The following is an 18,121-nucleotide window of genomic DNA, read 5'->3' as shown; positions in this document are numbered from 1 at the left end:
GTGATATTCTGCTTCGGTTAAAAAGATAGGCGATTTACTCGAGAACTATAACGATACAAAGAGTACTGGTTAGGGAAAAAATATGAGCGATCTTGCCAAAGAAATCATGCCGATTAACATCGAGGATGAGCTGAAGAATTCGTACCTCGATTACGCCATGAGCGTTATTATTGGGCGTGCGTTACCGGATGTAAGGGATGGATTGAAACCAGTTCACCGTCGCGTTTTGTTTGCGATGAATGTACTGGGTAATGATTTTAATAAGCCTTACAAGAAGTCAGCCCGTGTTGTGGGTGATGTGATTGGTAAATACCATCCTCATGGTGACTCTGCAGTTTATGACACCATTGTACGGATGGCACAGCCGTTCTCACTGCGTTATATGCTTGCCGATGGCCAAGGTAACTTTGGTTCTGTCGATGGCGACTCCGCTGCAGCAATGCGTTATACCGAAGTGCGGATGTCAAAGATTGCCCATCAGTTGCTCGCCGATCTCGACAAAGAAACCGTCGACTTTGTACCGAACTATGACGGTACCGAATTTATTCCGGAAGTACTGCCAACACGTATTCCGAACTTACTAGCGAACGGTTCTTCCGGTATCGCTGTAGGTATGGCCACCAATATCCCACCGCATAACCTGACCGAAGTGGTCAATGGTTGTTTGGCTATGGTGGATAACCCTGATATTCAGCTTGAAGAACTGATGGAATACATTCCGGGCCCGGATTTCCCGACGGCCGGTATTGTGTCAGGTCGACAAGGCATCATTGATGCCTATCGGACGGGCCGCGGAAAGATTTATATCCGTGCTCGCGCTGATGTGATCACCGATGAGAATAATGGCCGCGATACTATTATTGTTCACGAATTACCGTATCAGGTGAACAAAGCTAAATTGATTGAAAAAATCGCTGAGCTTGTAAAAGAGAAGCGAATCGAAGGAATTAGTGCCCTGCGCGATGAGTCGGACAAAGACGGCATGCGCATGGTGATCGAATTGAAACGTGGTGAATCTGGCGAAGTGATGCTGAATCACTTGTACCAAAACACGCAAATGCAAGTTGCCTTTGGTTTCAACATGGTGGCATTGGATAAAGGCCAGCCGAAGTTGTTTAACCTGCGTGACATGATTGAAGCCTTTATTACGCATCGTCGTGAAGTAGTTACACGACGCACGGTCTATGAACTCCGCAAAGCCCGTGAGCGCGCGCATACCTTAGAAGGTTTAGCCGTAGCACTTGCCAATATTAATGAGATTATTGAGCTGATTAAACGCTCGCCGTCGCCTGCCGAAGCAAAAGCGCAGTTAATTGCGCAAGTGTGGAGTTTAGGTGATGTTGCCGTAATGCTTGAGCGCGCTGGTGTAGACGCGGCACGTCCAGACTGGGTGGAAGAAGGTTTTGGTGTCATTGACAGCAACTACCGACTCACGGAAGTGCAAGCGCAAGCCATTCTTGATTTGCGCTTACATAAATTAACCGGCCTTGAGCACGAGAAAATCCTCAACGAATATAAAGGGCTGTTGGATACGATTGCTGAACTGATGCATATCCTCGCTAGCTCAGAGCGTTTAATGGAAGTTATTCGCGAAGAGTTGGAAGCAGTGAAAGCTGAGTTTGGTGATGAGCGTCGTACGGAAATTACGGCAGCAAGCCATGACATCAACATGGAAGATTTGATCGAACAAGAAGATGTTGTGGTGACCTTGTCACATCAAGGTTACGTGAAGTATCAGTCATTAAAAGAATATGAAGCGCAGAAGCGTGGCGGGAAAGGTAAAGCAGCCACGAAGATGAAAGATGAAGATTTCATTGAACGCTTATTGGTGGCTAACACTCACGATATGATCTTGTGCTTCTCGAGCCGCGGTCGTGTTTATTGGATGAAGACGTATCAACTGCCATATGCAAGCCGAGCGGCACGGGGCAAACCGATCGTGAACTTGCTGCCATTGGAAGATAACGAGCGTATTACTGCGATCTTGCCGGTGTCCGACTTCTCCGAAGAGCGATTTGTATTTATGGCCACCCGGAAGGGTACTGTGAAGAAAACACCTTTGGTGGAATATTCACGTCCACGGGCCAGCGGTATTATTGCGCTGAACTTGAACGAAGGTGACGAACTCATAGGCGTCGACTTAACCCAGGGTGATTCTGAGATCTTGTTATTCTCTGATGCCGGTAAAGTAGTGCGCTTCAGTGAAAATCATGTGCGTTCTATGGGCCGTACGGCCACCGGTGTGCGCGGCATGCGTATTCCTGACGACCAGCGTATCGTATCTTTGATCGTTCCGCGTAGTGCCGAGAGTGCGATTCTCACCGTCACCGAGAATGGTTTCGGTAAGCGTACGCCACTTGCGGATTATCCTGCGAAGTCACGGGCAACCATGGGTGTTGTGTCGATTAAAGTGTCGGAGCGCAATGGGGCTGTTGTCGGAGCCTTAGAAGTAGTACCTGGTGAACACTTGATGCTTATCAGTAACCGCGGCACTTTGGTGCGCACGCGAGTTGATGAAGTATCTACTGTTGGACGGAATACTCAAGGCGTGACCTTGATTCGTACCGGTACCGGTGAAGTGGTTGTAGGTATGGCACGAATTGCTGAAATGGAAGAAGAGCTGGAAGAGGCATTAGTAGAAGGCGAAGTCGTGGAAGGCGAAGCCGATGCAACTGATGCGACTGACGGTGATGCGCCCATCAGCGATGCGGATTCAGATTCCGGAGCAACGGGTGATGATCTTTAATTTCTCAGCGGGGCCGGCCATGTTGCCGGCCCCAGTGTTAAAGAAAGCGCAACACGAATTACTAAATTGGCAAGGCCTAGGTTTTTCGGTGATGGAGATTAGTCACCGAGATCCTATCTACGTAAAAATGACCGAGGAAGCTGAGCAGGATCTCCGTGATCTGATGCAGATTCCTGATAATTATTCAGTGCTCTTCATGCACGGCGGAGGCCGCGGGCAATTCTCAGCGGTGCCTCTGAATATTGCAACTCCTGATGCCACAGTTGATTATCTCAATTCTGGGATTTGGTCGGGTTACGGTATTCGTGAGGCGAAAAAGTACGTACAGGTTGTCAATGAAGTCGCTTGTGTGGAAACTCGCGCAGAGGGAAAGACGATTCCGCCGGTGTCGGAATGGTCATTATCCCCGAATGCGAGCTATTTGCATTACTGTCCAAATGAAACTGTCGATGGCATTGCTTTGCACGAGGTGCCCGACGTGTCGGTGCCTGTGGTGGCGGATATGTCGTCGTCGATATTATCGGAACCCATCGATGTGAGCCGGTTTGGTATTATCTATGCCGGAGCACAGAAAAATATTGGGCCTTCTGGATTATCCGTGGTGATCATTCGTAATGATTTACTTGAGCGTACGGCGCAACAGCACGTGTGTACGGTGATGAATTACAAGATTCAGGCGGCAGAAAAGTCCATGTACAACACTCCAAATACCTTTGCTTGGTATCTCGCAGCAGAAGTATTTAAATGGTTGAAAGCCGAAGGCGGTCTTGACGCAATGGCAGTACACAACAAGCGTAAATCTGATTTGTTGTATGAGTGTGTGGATAATTCGTCGTTCTACCACAACACCATTGCCCCACAAAATCGCTCGCGGATGAATATCCCGTTTCAATTAACCAATCCGGAGCTGGATGCGGAGTTTTTACGCCGGGCCGAGAGAGAAGGGTTGATGTCCCTAAAAGGGCACCGTTTTGTCGGTGGTATGCGCGCCAGTATGTATAACGCAATGCCCTATGCAGGCGCCCAAGCCTTAGTCGACTTTATGACCCGGTTTGCAAACGAACATAAGTAACATCCGCGTTCGACGGATGCGTAACATGAACAACAAGTAATTGAGGAATCCCATGCACGAGTTTGACGCAGCACGATTAGCATTACCTGGCATTCGCGAGCTTCAGCCTTATCAAGCAGGCAAGCCCATAGAAGAAGTGGAACGTGAGTTGGGCATCAGCAACATTGTAAAACTGGCGTCTAATGAAAACCCTTTGGGGGTAAGTCCGAAAGTCCGCGATGCGTTGGCCGCGCGAATTAGCGAATTGGCCCGCTATCCGGATGCCAATGGTTTTTATTTAAAACAAGCCATTGCTGAGAAGTTCTCTGTGTCGACCAAACAAATCACTTTGGGTAATGGCTCTAACGACGTGCTTGAATTGCTCGCTCGCACCTTTGTGACGCCCGCAAATGAAGTGATCTTTGCGCAACATGCGTTTGTTGTCTATCCCTTGGTGACTAAGGCGATAGGTGCAAAACCTGTGGCGGTGCCAGCGAAAGACTACGGCCATGACCTCGATGCCATGTTGGCGGCGATTACAGATAAAACGCGCATGGTGTTTATTGCTAACCCGAATAATCCCACCGGTACTTTCCTAACCAAAGAAGCGCTGGAAGGCTTTATCAAACAAGTACCCAATCACGTTCTCGTGGTGTTAGATGAAGCTTACTATGAATATGTACCACAGGATGAGCGAGCTCCTAGCCTCGAGTGGATTCAACACTACCCGAACCTTGTGGTTAGCCGAACCTTCTCGAAAGCATATGGTTTAGCCGGTTTGCGGGCGGGCTACATGGTATCGCACCCAGCAGTGGCGGATTTAATGAATCGTATTCGCCAGCCGTTCAATATGAACGAATTGGCCCTCACTGCGAGTATGGCAGCATTAGAAGATGACGACTTTATCGCACGTTCCGTGGAAGTAAATCGCGACGGAATGGCGCAGTTGATACGCTTCTGCGATCATCACAATCTGCCGTATATTCCTTCCTATGGAAATTTCCTGACCATCGAAACCGGACCGGATTCTCAAGCGCTATTTACTAAGCTACTGCATAAAGGCGTGATTGTGCGTCCTGTAGCGGGCTACGAGCTGCCGAATCACTTGCGGGTGAGCATTGGGTTGCCGCAAGAGAATGATGCCTTCTGTAATGCGATGGCGGAAATTCTAAACGGACAATAATATGTCAATCGACACCCTTTACTTGCCGTTTGCGCGTTCTTGTCGCGGGCGTGTGACTCTCCCGGGCTCCAAAAGCATTGCTAACCGTGCGCTCCTGTTGGCGGCGCTAGCACACGGAGAAACGCGCCTTGAGAACATGCTGCTGAGCGAAGACACCCAGCGTATGCGCGAGGCATTGGAGTTGCTTGGCGTTTCCATTCAGGTCATAGAGGAAGCAACGAGTGTTCGCGTTCAAGGGAACGCTGGTTTATTTCAGAAAGCCCAGCCGGAAACCTTATTTTTGGGCAACGCAGGCACCGCGATGCGGCCGCTTGCAGCCATTCTGGCAGGCTCTACAGGTGATTTCACCTTAACCGGTGAACCGCGCATGTATGAGCGTCCTATAGGCCCTCAGATTAACGCGTTGCGGCAGATGGGGGCAGCGGTTGAGTATTTGGGGGATGCAGGTTTTCCTCCTCTAAGGATTCAAGGAAAGCCACTGACCGGTGGCTACATAGAGCTCGATGGCAGTTTGTCGAGTCAGTATGTGTCAGCCATCTTAATGTTATTACCTTTATTGACCCATGATTCTGAGCTCAGGCTCACCGGTGACATCGTGTCTGCGCCTTATATCAATCTGACGATTGCCATGATGCGGAGTTTTGGCGTTGAGGTTTCTACTCAGGCAGTCGGGCATTATTCGGTCAGGGGCGGCCAGCAATACCAGAGCCCGGGCGTGTATTGGATTGAAGGGGATGCGTCTTCTGCCTCTTATTTCTTAGCCGCAGCGGCAATTGGTGGCGGTCCTGTGACGGTTGAAGGCGTGGGTTCTGCAAGTTTGCAAGGGGATAAAGCTTTTGCAGAGGTGCTTGCGGCTATGGGTGCGGATGTCACCTACCATGAACGCTCAATCACTGTGCAAGCGGGGATGGATTTAGTGGGCGGCGATTTCGATCTAAACGCGATTCCCGATGCCGCTATGACCATAGCAACCACTGTGTTATTTGCTAATGGAAGCACTCGGATTCGCAATATTTATAACTGGCGCTTAAAGGAAACCGATCGCTTGCACGCCATGGCCACGGAATTGCGCAAAACGGGGGCAACGGTGGAAGAGGGTGAAGACTTTATCTGCATAACACCACCGTCTGAGCTCAAACATGCCCAGATCGCGACCTACGATGACCACCGTATGGCGATGTGCTTTTCCCTGCTCACGTTCGCACCTTGCGGTGTCACTATTGAGGATCCGGAGTGCTGCCGGAAAACTTTTCCACACTATTTTGCGTTATTTCAATCACTGTTAAAAAACGCGACATAACGTTTCACTATCATCTCCTCGGCTAAGCGGTCCCTGCACAAAATTTATACGCAATTGCGTAATATAGGATGCAATTTACTGGGAAGTCCGTATAATTTCGGCGCTTAATTTATTTGTGCGGCTCCTGATATGATCGCACTCACTTACGGTTGCAATTGAGGTATACATGTCGGATATCGAACCAGGCAAAACGACTCCCACACCTGAGCGCCATGCTCCGGTGATTACCATTGACGGGCCTAGTGGCTCGGGTAAGGGCACCGTGTGTCGTTTGCTGGCAGAGACATTAGGTTGGCATCTACTCGATAGCGGTGCGATTTACCGCGTGTTAGCCATTGCTGCAATGCATCATGACTTTGAACCGTCAGACGAAGATAGCCTGGTGGCGCTGGCCACGGATCTTGACGTTGAATTTCATGCGAATGAAGAGACCGGTTTGACGCATGTCATTCTCGAGGGTGAGGACATCACCATGACCATCCGGACTGAGCAAGTCGGTAATGATGCCTCAAAAATTGCCGCTTTACCGCGGGTTCGGGAAGCGTTGCTGCGGCGTCAGCGTGGATTTCGCGAGATGCCAGGCTTGGTGGCCGACGGGCGCGATATGGGCACGGTGGTTTTCCCCGATGCCGAAGCAAAGATATTCCTTACCGCAAGCGCAGAAGAACGTGCCCAGAGACGCTTCCAACAATTGCAGGAAAAGGGCTTTGATGCTAATATCGACGAATTGGTAAACGAAATTAAAGATCGGGATGATCGGGATATGAATCGCTCTGTGGCTCCGCTGAAGCCAGCGGAGGATTCGTTGTTTCTAGATTCTACTGATTTAAGTATCGATGAGGTAGTCGCAAAAGTTCTGCAGTTTGCTCATAAAAAGCTCTCGGCGAACCACGCGTAATTGCCTACAAGTAACGAATTTGAAGGCCTGAGGGCCGTTCAAGGGTTAGCGCGACGGATTGTGCTAACAAAGTAAAACAACCCCGCCGTCACGGAAGTTCGGTGGATGTATTTAAAGCGAAGTTAATTAACCTTATGACTGAAAATTTTGCCCAGCTGTTTGAGGAAAGCCTCAAAGAAACCGAAACTCGTCCTGGTTCTATCGTAAAAGGCACTGTTGTTGCCATCGAAAAAGATCTAGTACTGGTAGACGCCGGCCTAAAATCTGAAAGTGCCATCCCTGCTGAACAGTTTATGAATGCTGACGGTGTACTTGAAATCGCTGTAGGCGACATCGTTGAAGTAGCTCTAGACGCAGTAGAAGACGGTTTCGGAGAAACGATTCTTTCTCGCGAGAAAGCGAAGCGTTTCGAAGCATGGATTCAGCTTGAAGCTGCCCATGAGAATGACGAAACTGTGATTGGTATTATCAGTGGCAAAGTGAAAGGCGGCTTTACAGTTGACCTAAACGGTGTGCGCGCGTTCTTACCAGGTTCACTGGTTGACGTACGTCCTATCCGTGATACTGCGCACCTTGAAAACCGTGATTTGGAATTCAAAGTAATCAAGCTTGACCAGAAGCGCAACAACGTTGTTGTTTCTCGTCGTGCTGTTATCGAGAAAGAGAACAGTGCAGAGCGTGATCAGTTACTTGAAAACCTGCAGGAAGGTCAAGAAGTGACAGGTATCGTTAAGAACCTGACTGACTACGGTGCATTCGTAGATCTAGGCGGTGTTGACGGTCTTCTGCACATTACCGATATGGCTTGGAAGCGCGTGAAGCATCCAAGCGAAATCGTGAATGTTGGCGATGAAATCACCTGTAAAGTATTGAAGTTTGACCGTGACCGCACGCGTGTTTCTTTAGGTCTGAAACAGCTTGGCGAAGATCCGTGGAGCGACATCTCAGCGCGTTACCCAGAAAACTCAACCTTGCAAGGTCGTGTGACTAACCTCACTGACTACGGTTGCTTTGTTGAACTGGAAGAAGGCGTTGAAGGTTTGGTTCACGTATCTGAAATGGATTGGACCAACAAAAACGTTCACCCATCTAAGATTGTTAACTTAGATGACGTTGTGGAAGTAATGGTTCTTGAAATTGACGAAGAACGTCGCCGTATTTCTCTGGGTATCAAGCAGTGTAAACCGAACCCATGGGAAGAGTTTGCGAAGAACCACCAGAAAGGTGACAAAGTTAGCGGTAAGATCAAGTCAATCACTGACTTCGGTATCTTTATCGGTCTTGATGGCAACATCGACGGACTTGTTCACTTGTCTGATATTTCTTGGAACGCAGCCGGCGAAGAAGCCGTTCGTGACTTCAAGAAAGGCGAAGAAGTTGAAGCTGTAGTTCTGCAAGTTGACGCAGAGCGTGAGCGTATCTCTCTGGGTATTAAGCAGATTTCTGAAGATCCAGTGAATAACTTCCTTGCAGCTCACAAGAAGGGTGCTATTGTTACAGGTAAGGTCACTGAAGTTGACGCTAAAGGCGCAACAGTTAGCTTGGCCGACGGCGTAGAAGGTTACGTCCGTGCATCTGACATCTCACGTGATCGCGTTGAAGACGCATCTACTGTTCTGAATGTTGGTGACAGCATTGAAGCACGGTACATGGGTATCGACCGTAAGAATCGCGTAATCAGCTTGTCAATCAAAGCGAAAGACGAAGCTGAAGAGAAAGCAGCAATGGATAGTGTTAACGCGACTGAAGAAAATGCGTTTAGCAGCGCAATGGCAGAAGCGTTCAAAGCAGCGAAAACTGACGATTAATAGCTCGTTTTGTATGGCTGCTTTGTAAATCATTAAGGATCCGTTATGACGAAGTCTGAACTGATTGAAATTTTGATTGCGAAGCAGCCTGAGCTGCAGCCAAAAGACGTGGAGCGTGGTGTACGAGAAATTCTCGAAATCATGGTTCATTCTTTGGCAGATGGTGACCGTATTGAGATTCGTGGATTTGGAAGCTTTTCGCTTCATTTCCGTAGACCTCGGATAGGCCGGAATCCAAAAACTGGCCAACAAGTTGAATTGGGGGGCAAGTATGTGCCTCATTTCAAGCCGGGAAAAGCGCTACGGGAACGTGTCAACGAATCAATTCAAGGGTAACCGTCGTTGTCGGTTAGACGTAATTCCGAAAAGGCATGCTATAATGGCGTGCCTTTTTTATTTGCAGCGCCGTTCAGGGATTTGTTATGGCTCGTGTAATCTTAATCTTGATACCTGTGATTTTGCTGTTTTTACTGGCGTTTATCATCGGTAAACACAACGCCCAAGAGGTATCCTTAAATCTGCTCGTGGTAGAACGTACGTTCTCGGTAGCGAGTATTTTGGGTGTTACTTTATTTCTGGGGTATGCCTTGGGCTTGCTCACAGTTTCACTTGGCTACTGGCGGTTGAAATGGCAAGTGCGTCGGCTCAAAAAAGCATTAGTTAAATCTGCTGGAGCCAAATAGCCAATGCTCGAACTGCTGTTCCTGTTGTTGCCAGTTGCTGCTGCCTATGGCTGGTTCATGGGGCGCAACAGTGTCCGCGTTGAACAGCGCAAAGAACAAGAAGAGTTCTCACGCAATTATGTAACAGGGATCAACCTGTTACTTTCCGAACAAAGTGATAAAGCCGTTGACCTTTTTATCGACATGCTTGATATCGATAGCGAAACTATTGAAACCCACTGGACTTTGGGCAAGCTCTTTCGCCGTCGCGGTGAAGTTGAGCGAGCGATTCGCATCCACCAAAATTTAATTTCCCGTCCCTCGCTATCGGAACAAGAACGCCATCATGCGATGTTTGAGCTGGGTCAGGATTATTTGTCGGCAGGCCTATATGACCGTGCCGAGAAAATGTTTTCAGAATTACAACAACACTCAACCTACCAAGCTGAAAGCCTCGCTAATCTGCTTTCGTTATATGAGGCGACTCACGAATGGGATAAAGCCATTTGGGTCGCACTTAAGCTATCGAAACAAGACAAGTCCGTATTGCCCGTGGTCGCCCAGCTATATTGTGAACTTGCGGATGCGCAACAGGACGCTGAAGCCACCCTGAAGTTCTACGAGAAAGCCCTGAAACACGATAAAGACTGCATTCGTGCCCGTTTAGCACTGGGGCGTTGGTGGCTTGGTGAGGAGAAACCAAAGAAGGCGTTGGCTTATTTACTGCCGGTCGCTGATGCGGATCCAGATTTTATACCCGAAGTGCTGCCGCTATTGCGTACAGCTTATGACGATCTCGATGACCAAGAAGGCTTAGTCAGTTTCTTACACGATATTGTGATGGAAAAGCCCTGTGCTAGCGCTGTGGTGATGCTAGCAGACATTATAGCGAAGCGAAACGACAGAGAAGCCGCAGAGCAGTTTATGCTGGTTGCATTACAGAAAAACCCAACTATGCGGGCGTTTCATAAATTGATTGAATTCAATGTGGCTTCTGCCGACTCGGGCAAGGCAAAAAAGAGTTTACACATGTTAGCCACTATGGTGTCGGAGCAACTGAAGCAGCGCTCTCGCTATCGCTGCAGACATTGCGGCTTTTCAGGACAGACACTCTATTGGCACTGCCCATCCTGCAAGTACTGGGGATCGATTAAACCAACGCGAGGACTCGACGGCGAATGACGGAAAAACGAATCATCTTAGCTCTTGATTTTGACAACGCACAGGATGCGCTCCAGTGTATTTCGACCATTAATCCCGACGAATGCAGACTTAAGGTGGGCAAAGAGTTGTTTACTGCTACCGGTCCTGATTTCATTCGTGAGCTGCACCGCCGTGGTTTTGAGGTTTTCCTGGACCTGAAATTTCATGATATCCCGAATACAGTAGCGAAGGCTGTGCGTGCCGCTGCTGAGCTTGGAGTGTGGATGGTGAATGTGCATGCCAGTGGTGGCAAAGCTATGCTGGATGCGGCCAAAGACGCATTAGCGCCTTATGGTGATAGTGCACCTAAACTCATTGCAGTGACTGTACTTACCAGCATGGACAAGGAAACATTGGCGAGTACTGGCGTTGAGCGTGAATTGAATGAGCAAGTTCTAGCACTAGCACAGTTAGCAAAAACGAGCGGCTTGGATGGCGTGGTTTGCTCCGCACGGGAAGCGCTTATGCTTAAGGCCGCGTTAGGTGATAAATTCTTGCTGGTTACCCCAGGAATACGGCCACAGGGGAGTGATAGTCACGATCAGCACCGCGTGATGACACCAACAGCGGCGATCCAAGCAGGCGTTGATTATTTAGTGATGGGGCGACCCATTCGCGAGAGTGCAACACCGAACGATATGCTTTCCGCAATTAACCACGAAATATCTCAAGTTCTTTCCTAGTAACGATTTAATTCCTCAATCTATACTGTGAGAACGCAGCACGGACCGCTGTGTTCACACATAAGAGGGATTATTTATGCATTATCAAAAACGCGTTCTATCTATTGTTTTCACCGCACTTATCGCGTCGTCGTCACTGCATATGATGTCGGCATCGGCGACTACCGTTGTGCTCGAGTCTATGTCTGCGCACACTCATACCATGCGCAGTGAAGCAACCCAGGAAACCGTCAATATTAATCGCGCTAGCGTTGAAGAGCTTGCAGCCAAACTACGTGGAGTAGGGCTTGCGCGCGCTCGAGCTATTATAGAGCTGCGCGAATCACTGGGTGGCTTCACCGATGTTGATCAACTGCTTCAGGTGCGTGGCCTAGGCATCAAGGTACTTAACGAAAATCGTGAACGTATTATCTTGTAAGAGCCATTAGGAAAGGGATACAAAAAAGCCGGTTTATCTGTGATAAACCGGCTTTTCTTATGCTGTTTGGAAACCCAATTAGAGTTTCCGTAAGCGGTGTAGCTTAACTTTCAGCCTGGCAGCGCGTTGTATCTGACTTCGCTGCGTTAACTGCACCTGAAATCCCAGAGGTGCGGCCCGAGTGCGGAACCGCTTCACGTTCCGAATCGCTACGCGCGCCCGGGAACTGAACATCGTCTGCAATAGGTGCAGCCGGGGCTTTTGCCATAGCTGCACTGGCACGTAATATTTGCGCCGGTGCAACCGTCTTAACAGGCTTATCTACTGGCTTCGGCGTTGCCGCTGCTTCTGCAGGTTTCGCTACCGTGTCTTCAGACGCTGGTGTTTCTGCAGTTGGAGCTGCTTCTACTTCCGCTTCTGTCGATTGCTCAGCAGTCTGTTCAGACTTAGGGGCTGCCTCGTCCGCTTTGTCGACAGTGCTTTCAGACGTTGGATCGACCTCTGTGTCTTGCGCCGTCGCTTCGTCTGAATCCGCTTTCTTGCTGACTTGAGCTTCCTCAGCAGGGGTCTCTGCGACATCACTTTCGCTAGTTTTAGCCGTATCGTCAGTGGTTGCTGCCTTTTTGGCAGGGCGTCCGCGTTTTGGTTTGTCAGCTGATATTTCATCCGAGGCGTTCGCAGATGTTTGCTCTGCATCTTCTGCAGGAGCCATAGCTGAATCACTCTGAGCAGTTTCAGACGGGCTTGTATCTGCTACTTCGGTAGACGCGATTTCTGCCTCTATGTCAGTCGTTGGCTGGTCGTCTTTTTTCTCAGCTTTGCGACGGGTACGGCGACGTGGTTTTTTCTCAGTAGCGTCTTTTGCCACAGTGGCTTCTGTTGCCTCATCGGCTCCAGGCGCTTGCTCACCCTTCGTCTCGATGCTGTCTTGTAGTTGTGACTCGTTATTTTGTGTCAGCTTATCTGCCGTGTTATCCACGGTGTCGGTTTGCGCTACTTGCGTCTCTGGCTGAGTTTTATTATCAGACTCTGCCTTCTTCGTATCTGACTCTAATGTCGGCTCTGGCTTCGGTGCAGGTGCTGCGCCTTTGCCTAAACGAACACTCTTGTCTAACTGACGACGCTCACGGCGCTCTTTTGGCTGTTGACCTGAATCATCGTGCGACACCGCTGTGTCGCTATCTGGGCTTGCTGCTTGGGTTTCATTTGCCTTTGCTGCTTGCTCGGACTGCGACTTGCCACCACGACGGCGGCGATTCCGGCGTGGACGATTCTCACTTGAACGCTCTGCGCCTTTTTGCTCAGTTTTATCCTGCGGCTCGCGCGCGTCTGTGGTTTTCGTTGTTTGCTCGTCGGTTTTTGCTTTCCGATCATCGTTTTGACCGCGGCCTGAACGTTGGCTGCTACCGCGACGATTGCGGTTTCCATTGCCACGACGACGGCGATCATCACGATTGCCTTGCTGACCTTGGCGATTTGACTGAGTTTGCGGTTTCTTCTCGTTGCTCTCTTCGTCGCTGCTTACCAGCGATGATAACCATTTGCCGAGTTTCGCAAACAGGCCTGGGCCTTTTGCGACTTCCGTTGCTTTCGTTGCTATTTGTGGCGACGGGATGGGTGCCGGACCAGGTGCATTAAGCGATTTTAATGCAGGTTCATCGGCGACTTTCTCTTTTGGTGCCGCAAATTCGATTTCTTTGATGTCTGCTGCTTGCAATAGACGGTAGCTTTGCACTTCTTCAATTTCGTCTTTGCGCAAGCGTGCGACATCAAAGTGTGGTGTATCTAAATGTTGGTTTGGAATCACCAATACCACTACACCATTGCGCTGCTCGATGGTACGTAATGCAGCGCGCTTCTCGTTTAATAGGTAGGTCGCCACGGTAACAGGTACCTGCGCATTTACCTGAGCAGTGTTATCTTTGAGTGCTTCTTCTTCAATTAAGCGCAGAACCGATAGAGCCAGTGATTCGTCACTGCGGATCGTACCTTGACCATCACAACGCGGACACACATGGTTTGCTGACTCCCCAAGAGAAGGGCGTAAACGTTGACGCGACATTTCCAAAAGACCAAAACGAGAAATGCGCGCGGTTTGTACACGAGCCCGATCTTGTTTCAAGGCTTCACGTAAACGATTCTCCACTTCACGCTGATGTTTTGGTGGGGTCATGTCGATAAAATCGATCACGATCAGTCCACCCACATCGCGCAAACGTAGTTGCCGCGCAATTTCATCCGCCGCTTCTAAGTTGGTTTGCAATGCGGTCTCTTCGATATCCCCACCTTTTGTTGCTTTTGCGGAGTTAATATCAATAGAGGTGAGAGCTTCAGTTGGGTCTATCACGATCGAACCGCCGGAAGGTAACCGAACTTCGCGTTGGAAGGCGGATTCAATTTGGCTTTCGATTTGATAATGACTAAATAAAGGCACATCGCCTTTGTAAAGTTTCACGCGGCTCATAAAGTCTGGGCGAACAACTTTAATGTGCTCACGGGATTGCTCAAAAATACTCTCGTCATCGATCAAGATTTCGCCGATATCACGACGCAAATAGTCTCGAATCGCACGAAAAATCACGTTGGATTCTTGGTGCACGAGGAACGGAGCAGGGCGGCTTGCTGAAACTTGTTCAATAGCCGTCCAGTGATGCATAAGGACGTTTAAATCCCAGGCGAGCTCTTCGGCAGATTTACCGACACCTGCGGTACGTACGATTAAGCCCATACCATCCGGTACTTCTAGGGTGGAAAGCGCGTCTTTAAGCTGGGTGCGCTCGTCGCCTTCAATGCGACGGGAAATACCACCGGCACGTGGGTTGTTTGGCATTAATACAAGGTAACTACCCGCGAGTGAGATAAAGGTGGTGAGGGCGGCACCTTTTTGGCCGCGCTCTTCTTTATCGACTTGCACGATGACTTCTTGACCTTCTTTAACCACGTCACGAATGTTCGGACGGCCATCGAATTTATAGTTTTTCGGGAAGTAGGTGCGTGCAATTTCTTTTAACGGGAGGAAGCCATGACGCTCAGCGCCATAGTCGACAAAGGCAGCTTCTAGGCTTGGTTCAACGCGGGTAATTTTACCCTTGTAGATGTTTGATTTCTTTTGTTCGTGACCAGGACTTTCAATGTCCAAATCAAATAATTTTTGTCCATCAACCAGCGCAACACGGAGTTCTTCCTGTTGCGTGGCATTTATTAGCATTCTTTTCATAGATTGTGACTCATACGTTTAAAAGGTACGAAATCACAACACTGTACCGCTGCTAACGGTCCTGTTCCGTTGCACAGTCTGTCGTCTGGCACCGTATCGTTGGGTGGTGCGCTCTTTTCTAGGTTGTACGACAAAGCCAATGCTGTCTTATGTTTACTGTACTTATCTTTTACCGTAGCTATTCACTGGAATTTGCTACGAAGTTACCCGTATCACTTCCGCGACCGATCATGGTGACGGTGGTTACGTGTAACAATAAATTTCTTACATGCCGAAACAGGCGTTCACTACATCTTTCAGTGTTGTGCTTTCGAGAAAAATTCATCGAGAAAAATATTATTACCAGACCTATTTAGTCTGACACTGTATTGTCGCATTTACAGCGCCATCTGACAAGCAGCATTTCTAGCTCATGCCATTGAGAGGCCGTGCGTTCCGCAACGGCTCATGGTAAAATCGCCGTCATTATTTTTGTATTCACAGGCCGTAGCTTTTCGCCCATGACAGACTCTCAACCGCAAGTCCGGTTTTATCAAATTAATGCTGACGAAGCAGGGCAGCGCATTGACAACTTTCTATTGAATCAACTGAAAGGCGTGCCTAAGAGCATGATCTATCGGATTGTTCGAAAAGGCGAAGTGCGCGTGAATAAAAAACGTATTAAGCCTGAATATCGGTTATGTGACGGCGATGAAGTGCGCATCCCGCCAGTGCGGGTGGCCGAGAAACAGGCGTTACCTAACCCTAAATTGGATAAAATCGCAGGATTAGAGCAGGCGATTATATTTGAAGATGATGCAATGCTGGTCGTAAATAAGCCGGCTGGAATGGCGGTGCATGGTGGTAGCGGGTTGCATTATGGGTTAATCGAAGGACTCCGCGCGTTGCGGCCGCAAGCCAAATTTCTTGAGCTTGTACATCGATTAGACCGCGATACATCGGGCTTGTTGATGGTTGCGAAGAAGCGTTCGGCATTACGTTCACTGCATGAACAACTGCGCGACAAGGACATGGAAAAGACCTATGTTGCGCTGGTGTACGGCTCCTGGCCTGGCAAAATTAAGAAAGTTGACCAGTCATTGCAAAAAAATACGTTGCAATCAGGTGAACGGATTGTGCGCACTGATGCAGAGGGAAAGCCTTCGTTAACACGTTTTAAAGTACGCGAGCGGTTTCCCTTGAGTGATATTTCCGCCACATTAGTAGAAGCCTCACCGGTTACTGGCCGTACCCACCAAATTCGCGTTCATACACAATGTGTAGGGCACCCTATTGCCATGGATAATAAGTACGGCATCCGTGGGTTTGATGAGCAACTCAAAGTGTTAGGGCTAGGGCGCTTATTTTTGCATGCAGAGCGTTTACAGATCACCCATCCGAAAACTGGTGAGAAAATGCAATTTCATGCACCTCTAGATAACGACTTGAATCAGGTGATCATAAAATTACGAAAAGGCGTGAGCTAAGCCTAAAGGGCTGTCCGAATAAAGTTGTTGATGTCGCTTTGTGCCCACACGTAACAAACATAAAAAACGATAAATCTAACAAGAGCGCCTTACTGTGACTGAAAACACGACCGGTTTTTCACTTTTGATATTTGATTGGGATGGAACCTTGATGGATTCCGTCCCGCGGATTGTCTCCTGTATGCAAAAGATGGCGCAGCAGACCGGTCTCCCAGTGCCTGCTGAATCCGCCGTAAAAGATATTATCGGCCTGAGTTTGTGGGTCGCTTTAGAGCGCTTATTTGACTGTTATGACCCAGATGAACAACAGCGTCTCATTGCGGTGTATCGCGAGTTATACGTACACACGGATGCGACTCCATCGCCCATGTTTCCTAGCGCTCACGAAGTTCTTGCGGAGTTACATGGGCAAGGTTATCAATTGGCGGTGGCTACGGGGAAAGCGCGGCAAGGGCTTGAGCGTGCCTGGCGCGAAACCAATACCGGTCAATTCTTTAGCGCTTCCCGTTGCGCCGATGAAGCCATGTCGAAGCCGCACCCACAGATGTTGAATGACATTCTTGTCGGCACAGGAACCTTGCCACAGCAGGCCGTCATGATTGGAGATTCTCAATTTGATTTACAAATGGCCAACAACGCGGGTGTAGCAAGTGCTGGTGTGGCCTGGGGCGTACACGATGCGACGCGACTTCAACAAGAAGCGCCGCTTACAGTTTTTTCTCAATTGCAGCAGTTACCAACCTGGCTTGCGGATATAAATAACGGGCGACTAGGGCAACTCAAGCCCGTGGCGAGCGAGTAAATCTACTAAGCGTATCAGTGGGAGACCAACTAAAGCATTGGGGTCGTCTCCCTGCATGCGCTTAAATAACGTAATGCCTAACCCTTCGCTTTTAAAACTACCGGCGCATTGAAATGGCTCTTCCTGTTCTATATAGCGGGTAATCTGCGCGTCGGTTAATTCTCGAAAATGTACTGAAAAAGGCTCTACGCAGGAAAAACAGCTTCCAGTCTGTGAATTGAGCACGGCTAACCCTGTATAAAAGGTCACATGATTACCACGACAGGCTTGTAATTGTGCGATGGCACGCTCCTTTGTGTGGGGTTTGCCCAAGATGACGCCAGCATTTACGGCCACTTGATCGGAACCAATAATGAGATGGGCTGGATAGGCCTGGGCGAGGGCATTGGCCTTTTGTATCGAGAGCCGTTCTACCAACGAGCTTGCACACTCGCCATCAAGTGGGCTTTCATCAATATCTGGGGCCGCATGGGAAAAAGGTAACCCGAGCTTCGTGAGTAAATCACGTCGAAAGGGGGAGCTTGAAGCAAGTAATAAAGGAAGAGTCATTTTGTGTAATCCTCTCGTGTGCAGCCCTTAACTATATGGTAAACTAGTGGTCTGTGGCTAATTTGTCACAATGAACGATACATTCTGTGTAGGGTTCTAGCAAAAATGGTGAGAAATTCGTGAAAACAGAGGTTT

15 protein-coding genes are annotated in these 18,121 nt (G+C 48.9%); 13 read left to right on the top strand and 2 right to left on the bottom strand.

The genetic code is table 11. The annotated features are described in order from the left end of the window. Positions 1 to 82: 82 nt before the first annotated feature. From gyrA to FM042_RS02830, 11 genes are all read left to right on the top strand, one after another. Positions 83 to 2,746, top strand: coding sequence for a DNA topoisomerase (ATP-hydrolyzing) subunit A (gene gyrA, locus FM042_RS02880; RefSeq protein ID WP_143234236.1), 2,664 nt, complete (start codon positions 83 to 85; stop codon positions 2,744 to 2,746). Continuing rightward, a complete protein-coding gene (gene serC, locus FM042_RS02875) occupies positions 2,736 to 3,818 on the top strand; it encodes a 3-phosphoserine/phosphohydroxythreonine transaminase (RefSeq protein WP_143235590.1) in 1,083 nt (360 codons plus the stop codon). Before gyrA ends, serC begins: the two co-directional genes overlap by 11 nt. 52 nt (positions 3,819 to 3,870) lie before the next feature. Then, positions 3,871 to 4,980 (top strand): histidinol-phosphate transaminase, encoded by a 1,110-nt coding sequence (gene hisC / locus FM042_RS02870; protein ID WP_143234235.1) that lies wholly within the window; start codon positions 3,871 to 3,873, stop codon positions 4,978 to 4,980. Between the two features lie 7 nt (positions 4,981 to 4,987). Then, on the top strand, positions 4,988 to 6,280 hold the full coding sequence (gene aroA, locus FM042_RS02865) for a 3-phosphoshikimate 1-carboxyvinyltransferase (RefSeq protein ID WP_408608845.1): 1,293 nt from the start codon (positions 4,988 to 4,990) through the stop codon (positions 6,278 to 6,280). A 166-nt stretch (positions 6,281 to 6,446) separates the two neighbouring features. After that, positions 6,447 to 7,178, top strand: a complete 732-nt coding sequence (gene cmk, locus FM042_RS02860; protein ID WP_143234233.1) for a (d)CMP kinase — start codon at positions 6,447 to 6,449, stop codon at positions 7,176 to 7,178. 134 nt (positions 7,179 to 7,312) lie between these two features. Further along, complete coding sequence (rpsA, locus tag FM042_RS02855) at positions 7,313 to 8,986, top strand: 30S ribosomal protein S1 (RefSeq protein WP_143235589.1); 1,674 nt, start codon at positions 7,313 to 7,315, stop codon at positions 8,984 to 8,986. A 45-nt stretch (positions 8,987 to 9,031) separates the two neighbouring features. Then, positions 9,032 to 9,322, top strand: a complete 291-nt coding sequence (locus FM042_RS02850; protein ID WP_143234232.1) for an integration host factor subunit beta — start codon at positions 9,032 to 9,034, stop codon at positions 9,320 to 9,322. A gap of 86 nt (positions 9,323 to 9,408) precedes the next feature. Further along, a complete protein-coding gene (locus tag FM042_RS02845; RefSeq protein ID WP_143234231.1) occupies positions 9,409 to 9,669 on the top strand; it encodes a LapA family protein in 261 nt (86 codons plus the stop codon). Positions 9,670 to 9,672: 3 nt separating this feature from the next. Next, a complete protein-coding gene (lapB, locus tag FM042_RS02840; protein ID WP_143234230.1) occupies positions 9,673 to 10,830 on the top strand; it encodes a lipopolysaccharide assembly protein LapB in 1,158 nt (385 codons plus the stop codon). Then, complete coding sequence (pyrF, locus tag FM042_RS02835; RefSeq protein ID WP_143234229.1) at positions 10,827 to 11,534, top strand: orotidine-5'-phosphate decarboxylase; 708 nt, start codon at positions 10,827 to 10,829, stop codon at positions 11,532 to 11,534. Before lapB ends, pyrF begins: the two co-directional genes overlap by 4 nt. Before the next feature lie 76 nt (positions 11,535 to 11,610). Continuing rightward, entirely contained in the window at positions 11,611 to 11,952 is a 342-nt protein-coding gene (locus tag FM042_RS02830) for a ComEA family DNA-binding protein (protein ID WP_221931491.1), read from the top strand. 103 nt (positions 11,953 to 12,055) lie between these two features. Here FM042_RS02830 and rne read toward each other — a convergent pair whose 3' ends face one another. Beyond that, the gene (rne, locus tag FM042_RS02825) at positions 12,056 to 15,169 is read right to left on the bottom strand and encodes a ribonuclease E (protein ID WP_143234228.1); all 3,114 of its coding nucleotides are present in this window, start codon (positions 15,167 to 15,169) and stop codon (positions 12,056 to 12,058) included. A 500-nt stretch (positions 15,170 to 15,669) separates the two neighbouring features. Between rne and rluC the strand changes: the two genes are divergently transcribed. Together rluC and FM042_RS02815 are read left to right on the top strand one after the other, a co-directional pair. Further along, positions 15,670 to 16,635 carry a 23S rRNA pseudouridine(955/2504/2580) synthase RluC gene (gene rluC, locus FM042_RS02820; RefSeq protein WP_143235587.1) on the top strand — a complete coding sequence of 322 codons (966 nt, stop codon included), beginning with the start codon at positions 15,670 to 15,672 and terminating at the stop codon, positions 16,633 to 16,635. A gap of 94 nt (positions 16,636 to 16,729) precedes the next feature. After that, positions 16,730 to 17,437, top strand: a complete 708-nt coding sequence (locus tag FM042_RS02815) for an HAD family hydrolase (RefSeq protein ID WP_269902484.1) — start codon at positions 16,730 to 16,732, stop codon at positions 17,435 to 17,437. Here FM042_RS02815 and FM042_RS02810 read toward each other — a convergent pair. Beyond that, positions 17,405 to 17,986, bottom strand: coding sequence for a Maf family protein (locus tag FM042_RS02810; protein WP_143234226.1), 582 nt, complete (start codon positions 17,984 to 17,986; stop codon positions 17,405 to 17,407). The genes FM042_RS02815 and FM042_RS02810 overlap by 33 nt on opposite strands. Positions 17,987 to 18,121 lie beyond the last annotated feature (135 nt).

Origin of the sequence: Aliidiomarina halalkaliphila (assembly GCF_007096385.1) — a bacterium.
Classification (GTDB): domain Bacteria; phylum Pseudomonadota; class Gammaproteobacteria; order Enterobacterales; family Alteromonadaceae; genus Aliidiomarina; species Aliidiomarina halalkaliphila.
Note: the sequence above shows the minus strand (reverse complement) of the source record. Positions and strands in the feature narration are given on the sequence as shown.

Bases quoted from the DNA above. Each gene is read 5' to 3' on its own strand.
- pyrF (WP_143234229.1), top strand. From the start codon at position 10,827: ATGACGGAAAAACGAATCATCTTAGCTCTTGATTTTGACAACGCACAG.
- cmk (WP_143234233.1), top strand. From the start codon at position 6,447: ATGTCGGATATCGAACCAGGCAAAACGACTCCCACACCTGAGCGCCAT.
- rne (WP_143234228.1), bottom strand. From the start codon at position 15,169: ATGAAAAGAATGCTAATAAATGCCACGCAACAGGAAGAACTCCGTGTT.
- FM042_RS02810 (WP_143234226.1), bottom strand. From the start codon at position 17,986: ATGACTCTTCCTTTATTACTTGCTTCAAGCTCCCCCTTTCGACGTGAT.
- FM042_RS02845 (WP_143234231.1), top strand. From the start codon at position 9,409: ATGGCTCGTGTAATCTTAATCTTGATACCTGTGATTTTGCTGTTTTTA.
- lapB (WP_143234230.1), top strand. From the start codon at position 9,673: ATGCTCGAACTGCTGTTCCTGTTGTTGCCAGTTGCTGCTGCCTATGGC.
- serC (WP_143235590.1), top strand. From the start codon at position 2,736: ATGATCTTTAATTTCTCAGCGGGGCCGGCCATGTTGCCGGCCCCAGTG.
- FM042_RS02850 (WP_143234232.1), top strand. From the start codon at position 9,032: ATGACGAAGTCTGAACTGATTGAAATTTTGATTGCGAAGCAGCCTGAG.
- rpsA (WP_143235589.1), top strand. From the start codon at position 7,313: ATGACTGAAAATTTTGCCCAGCTGTTTGAGGAAAGCCTCAAAGAAACC.
- FM042_RS02830 (WP_221931491.1), top strand. From the start codon at position 11,611: ATGCATTATCAAAAACGCGTTCTATCTATTGTTTTCACCGCACTTATC.
- hisC (WP_143234235.1), top strand. From the start codon at position 3,871: ATGCACGAGTTTGACGCAGCACGATTAGCATTACCTGGCATTCGCGAG.
- rluC (WP_143235587.1), top strand. From the start codon at position 15,670: ATGACAGACTCTCAACCGCAAGTCCGGTTTTATCAAATTAATGCTGAC.
- gyrA (WP_143234236.1), top strand. From the start codon at position 83: ATGAGCGATCTTGCCAAAGAAATCATGCCGATTAACATCGAGGATGAG.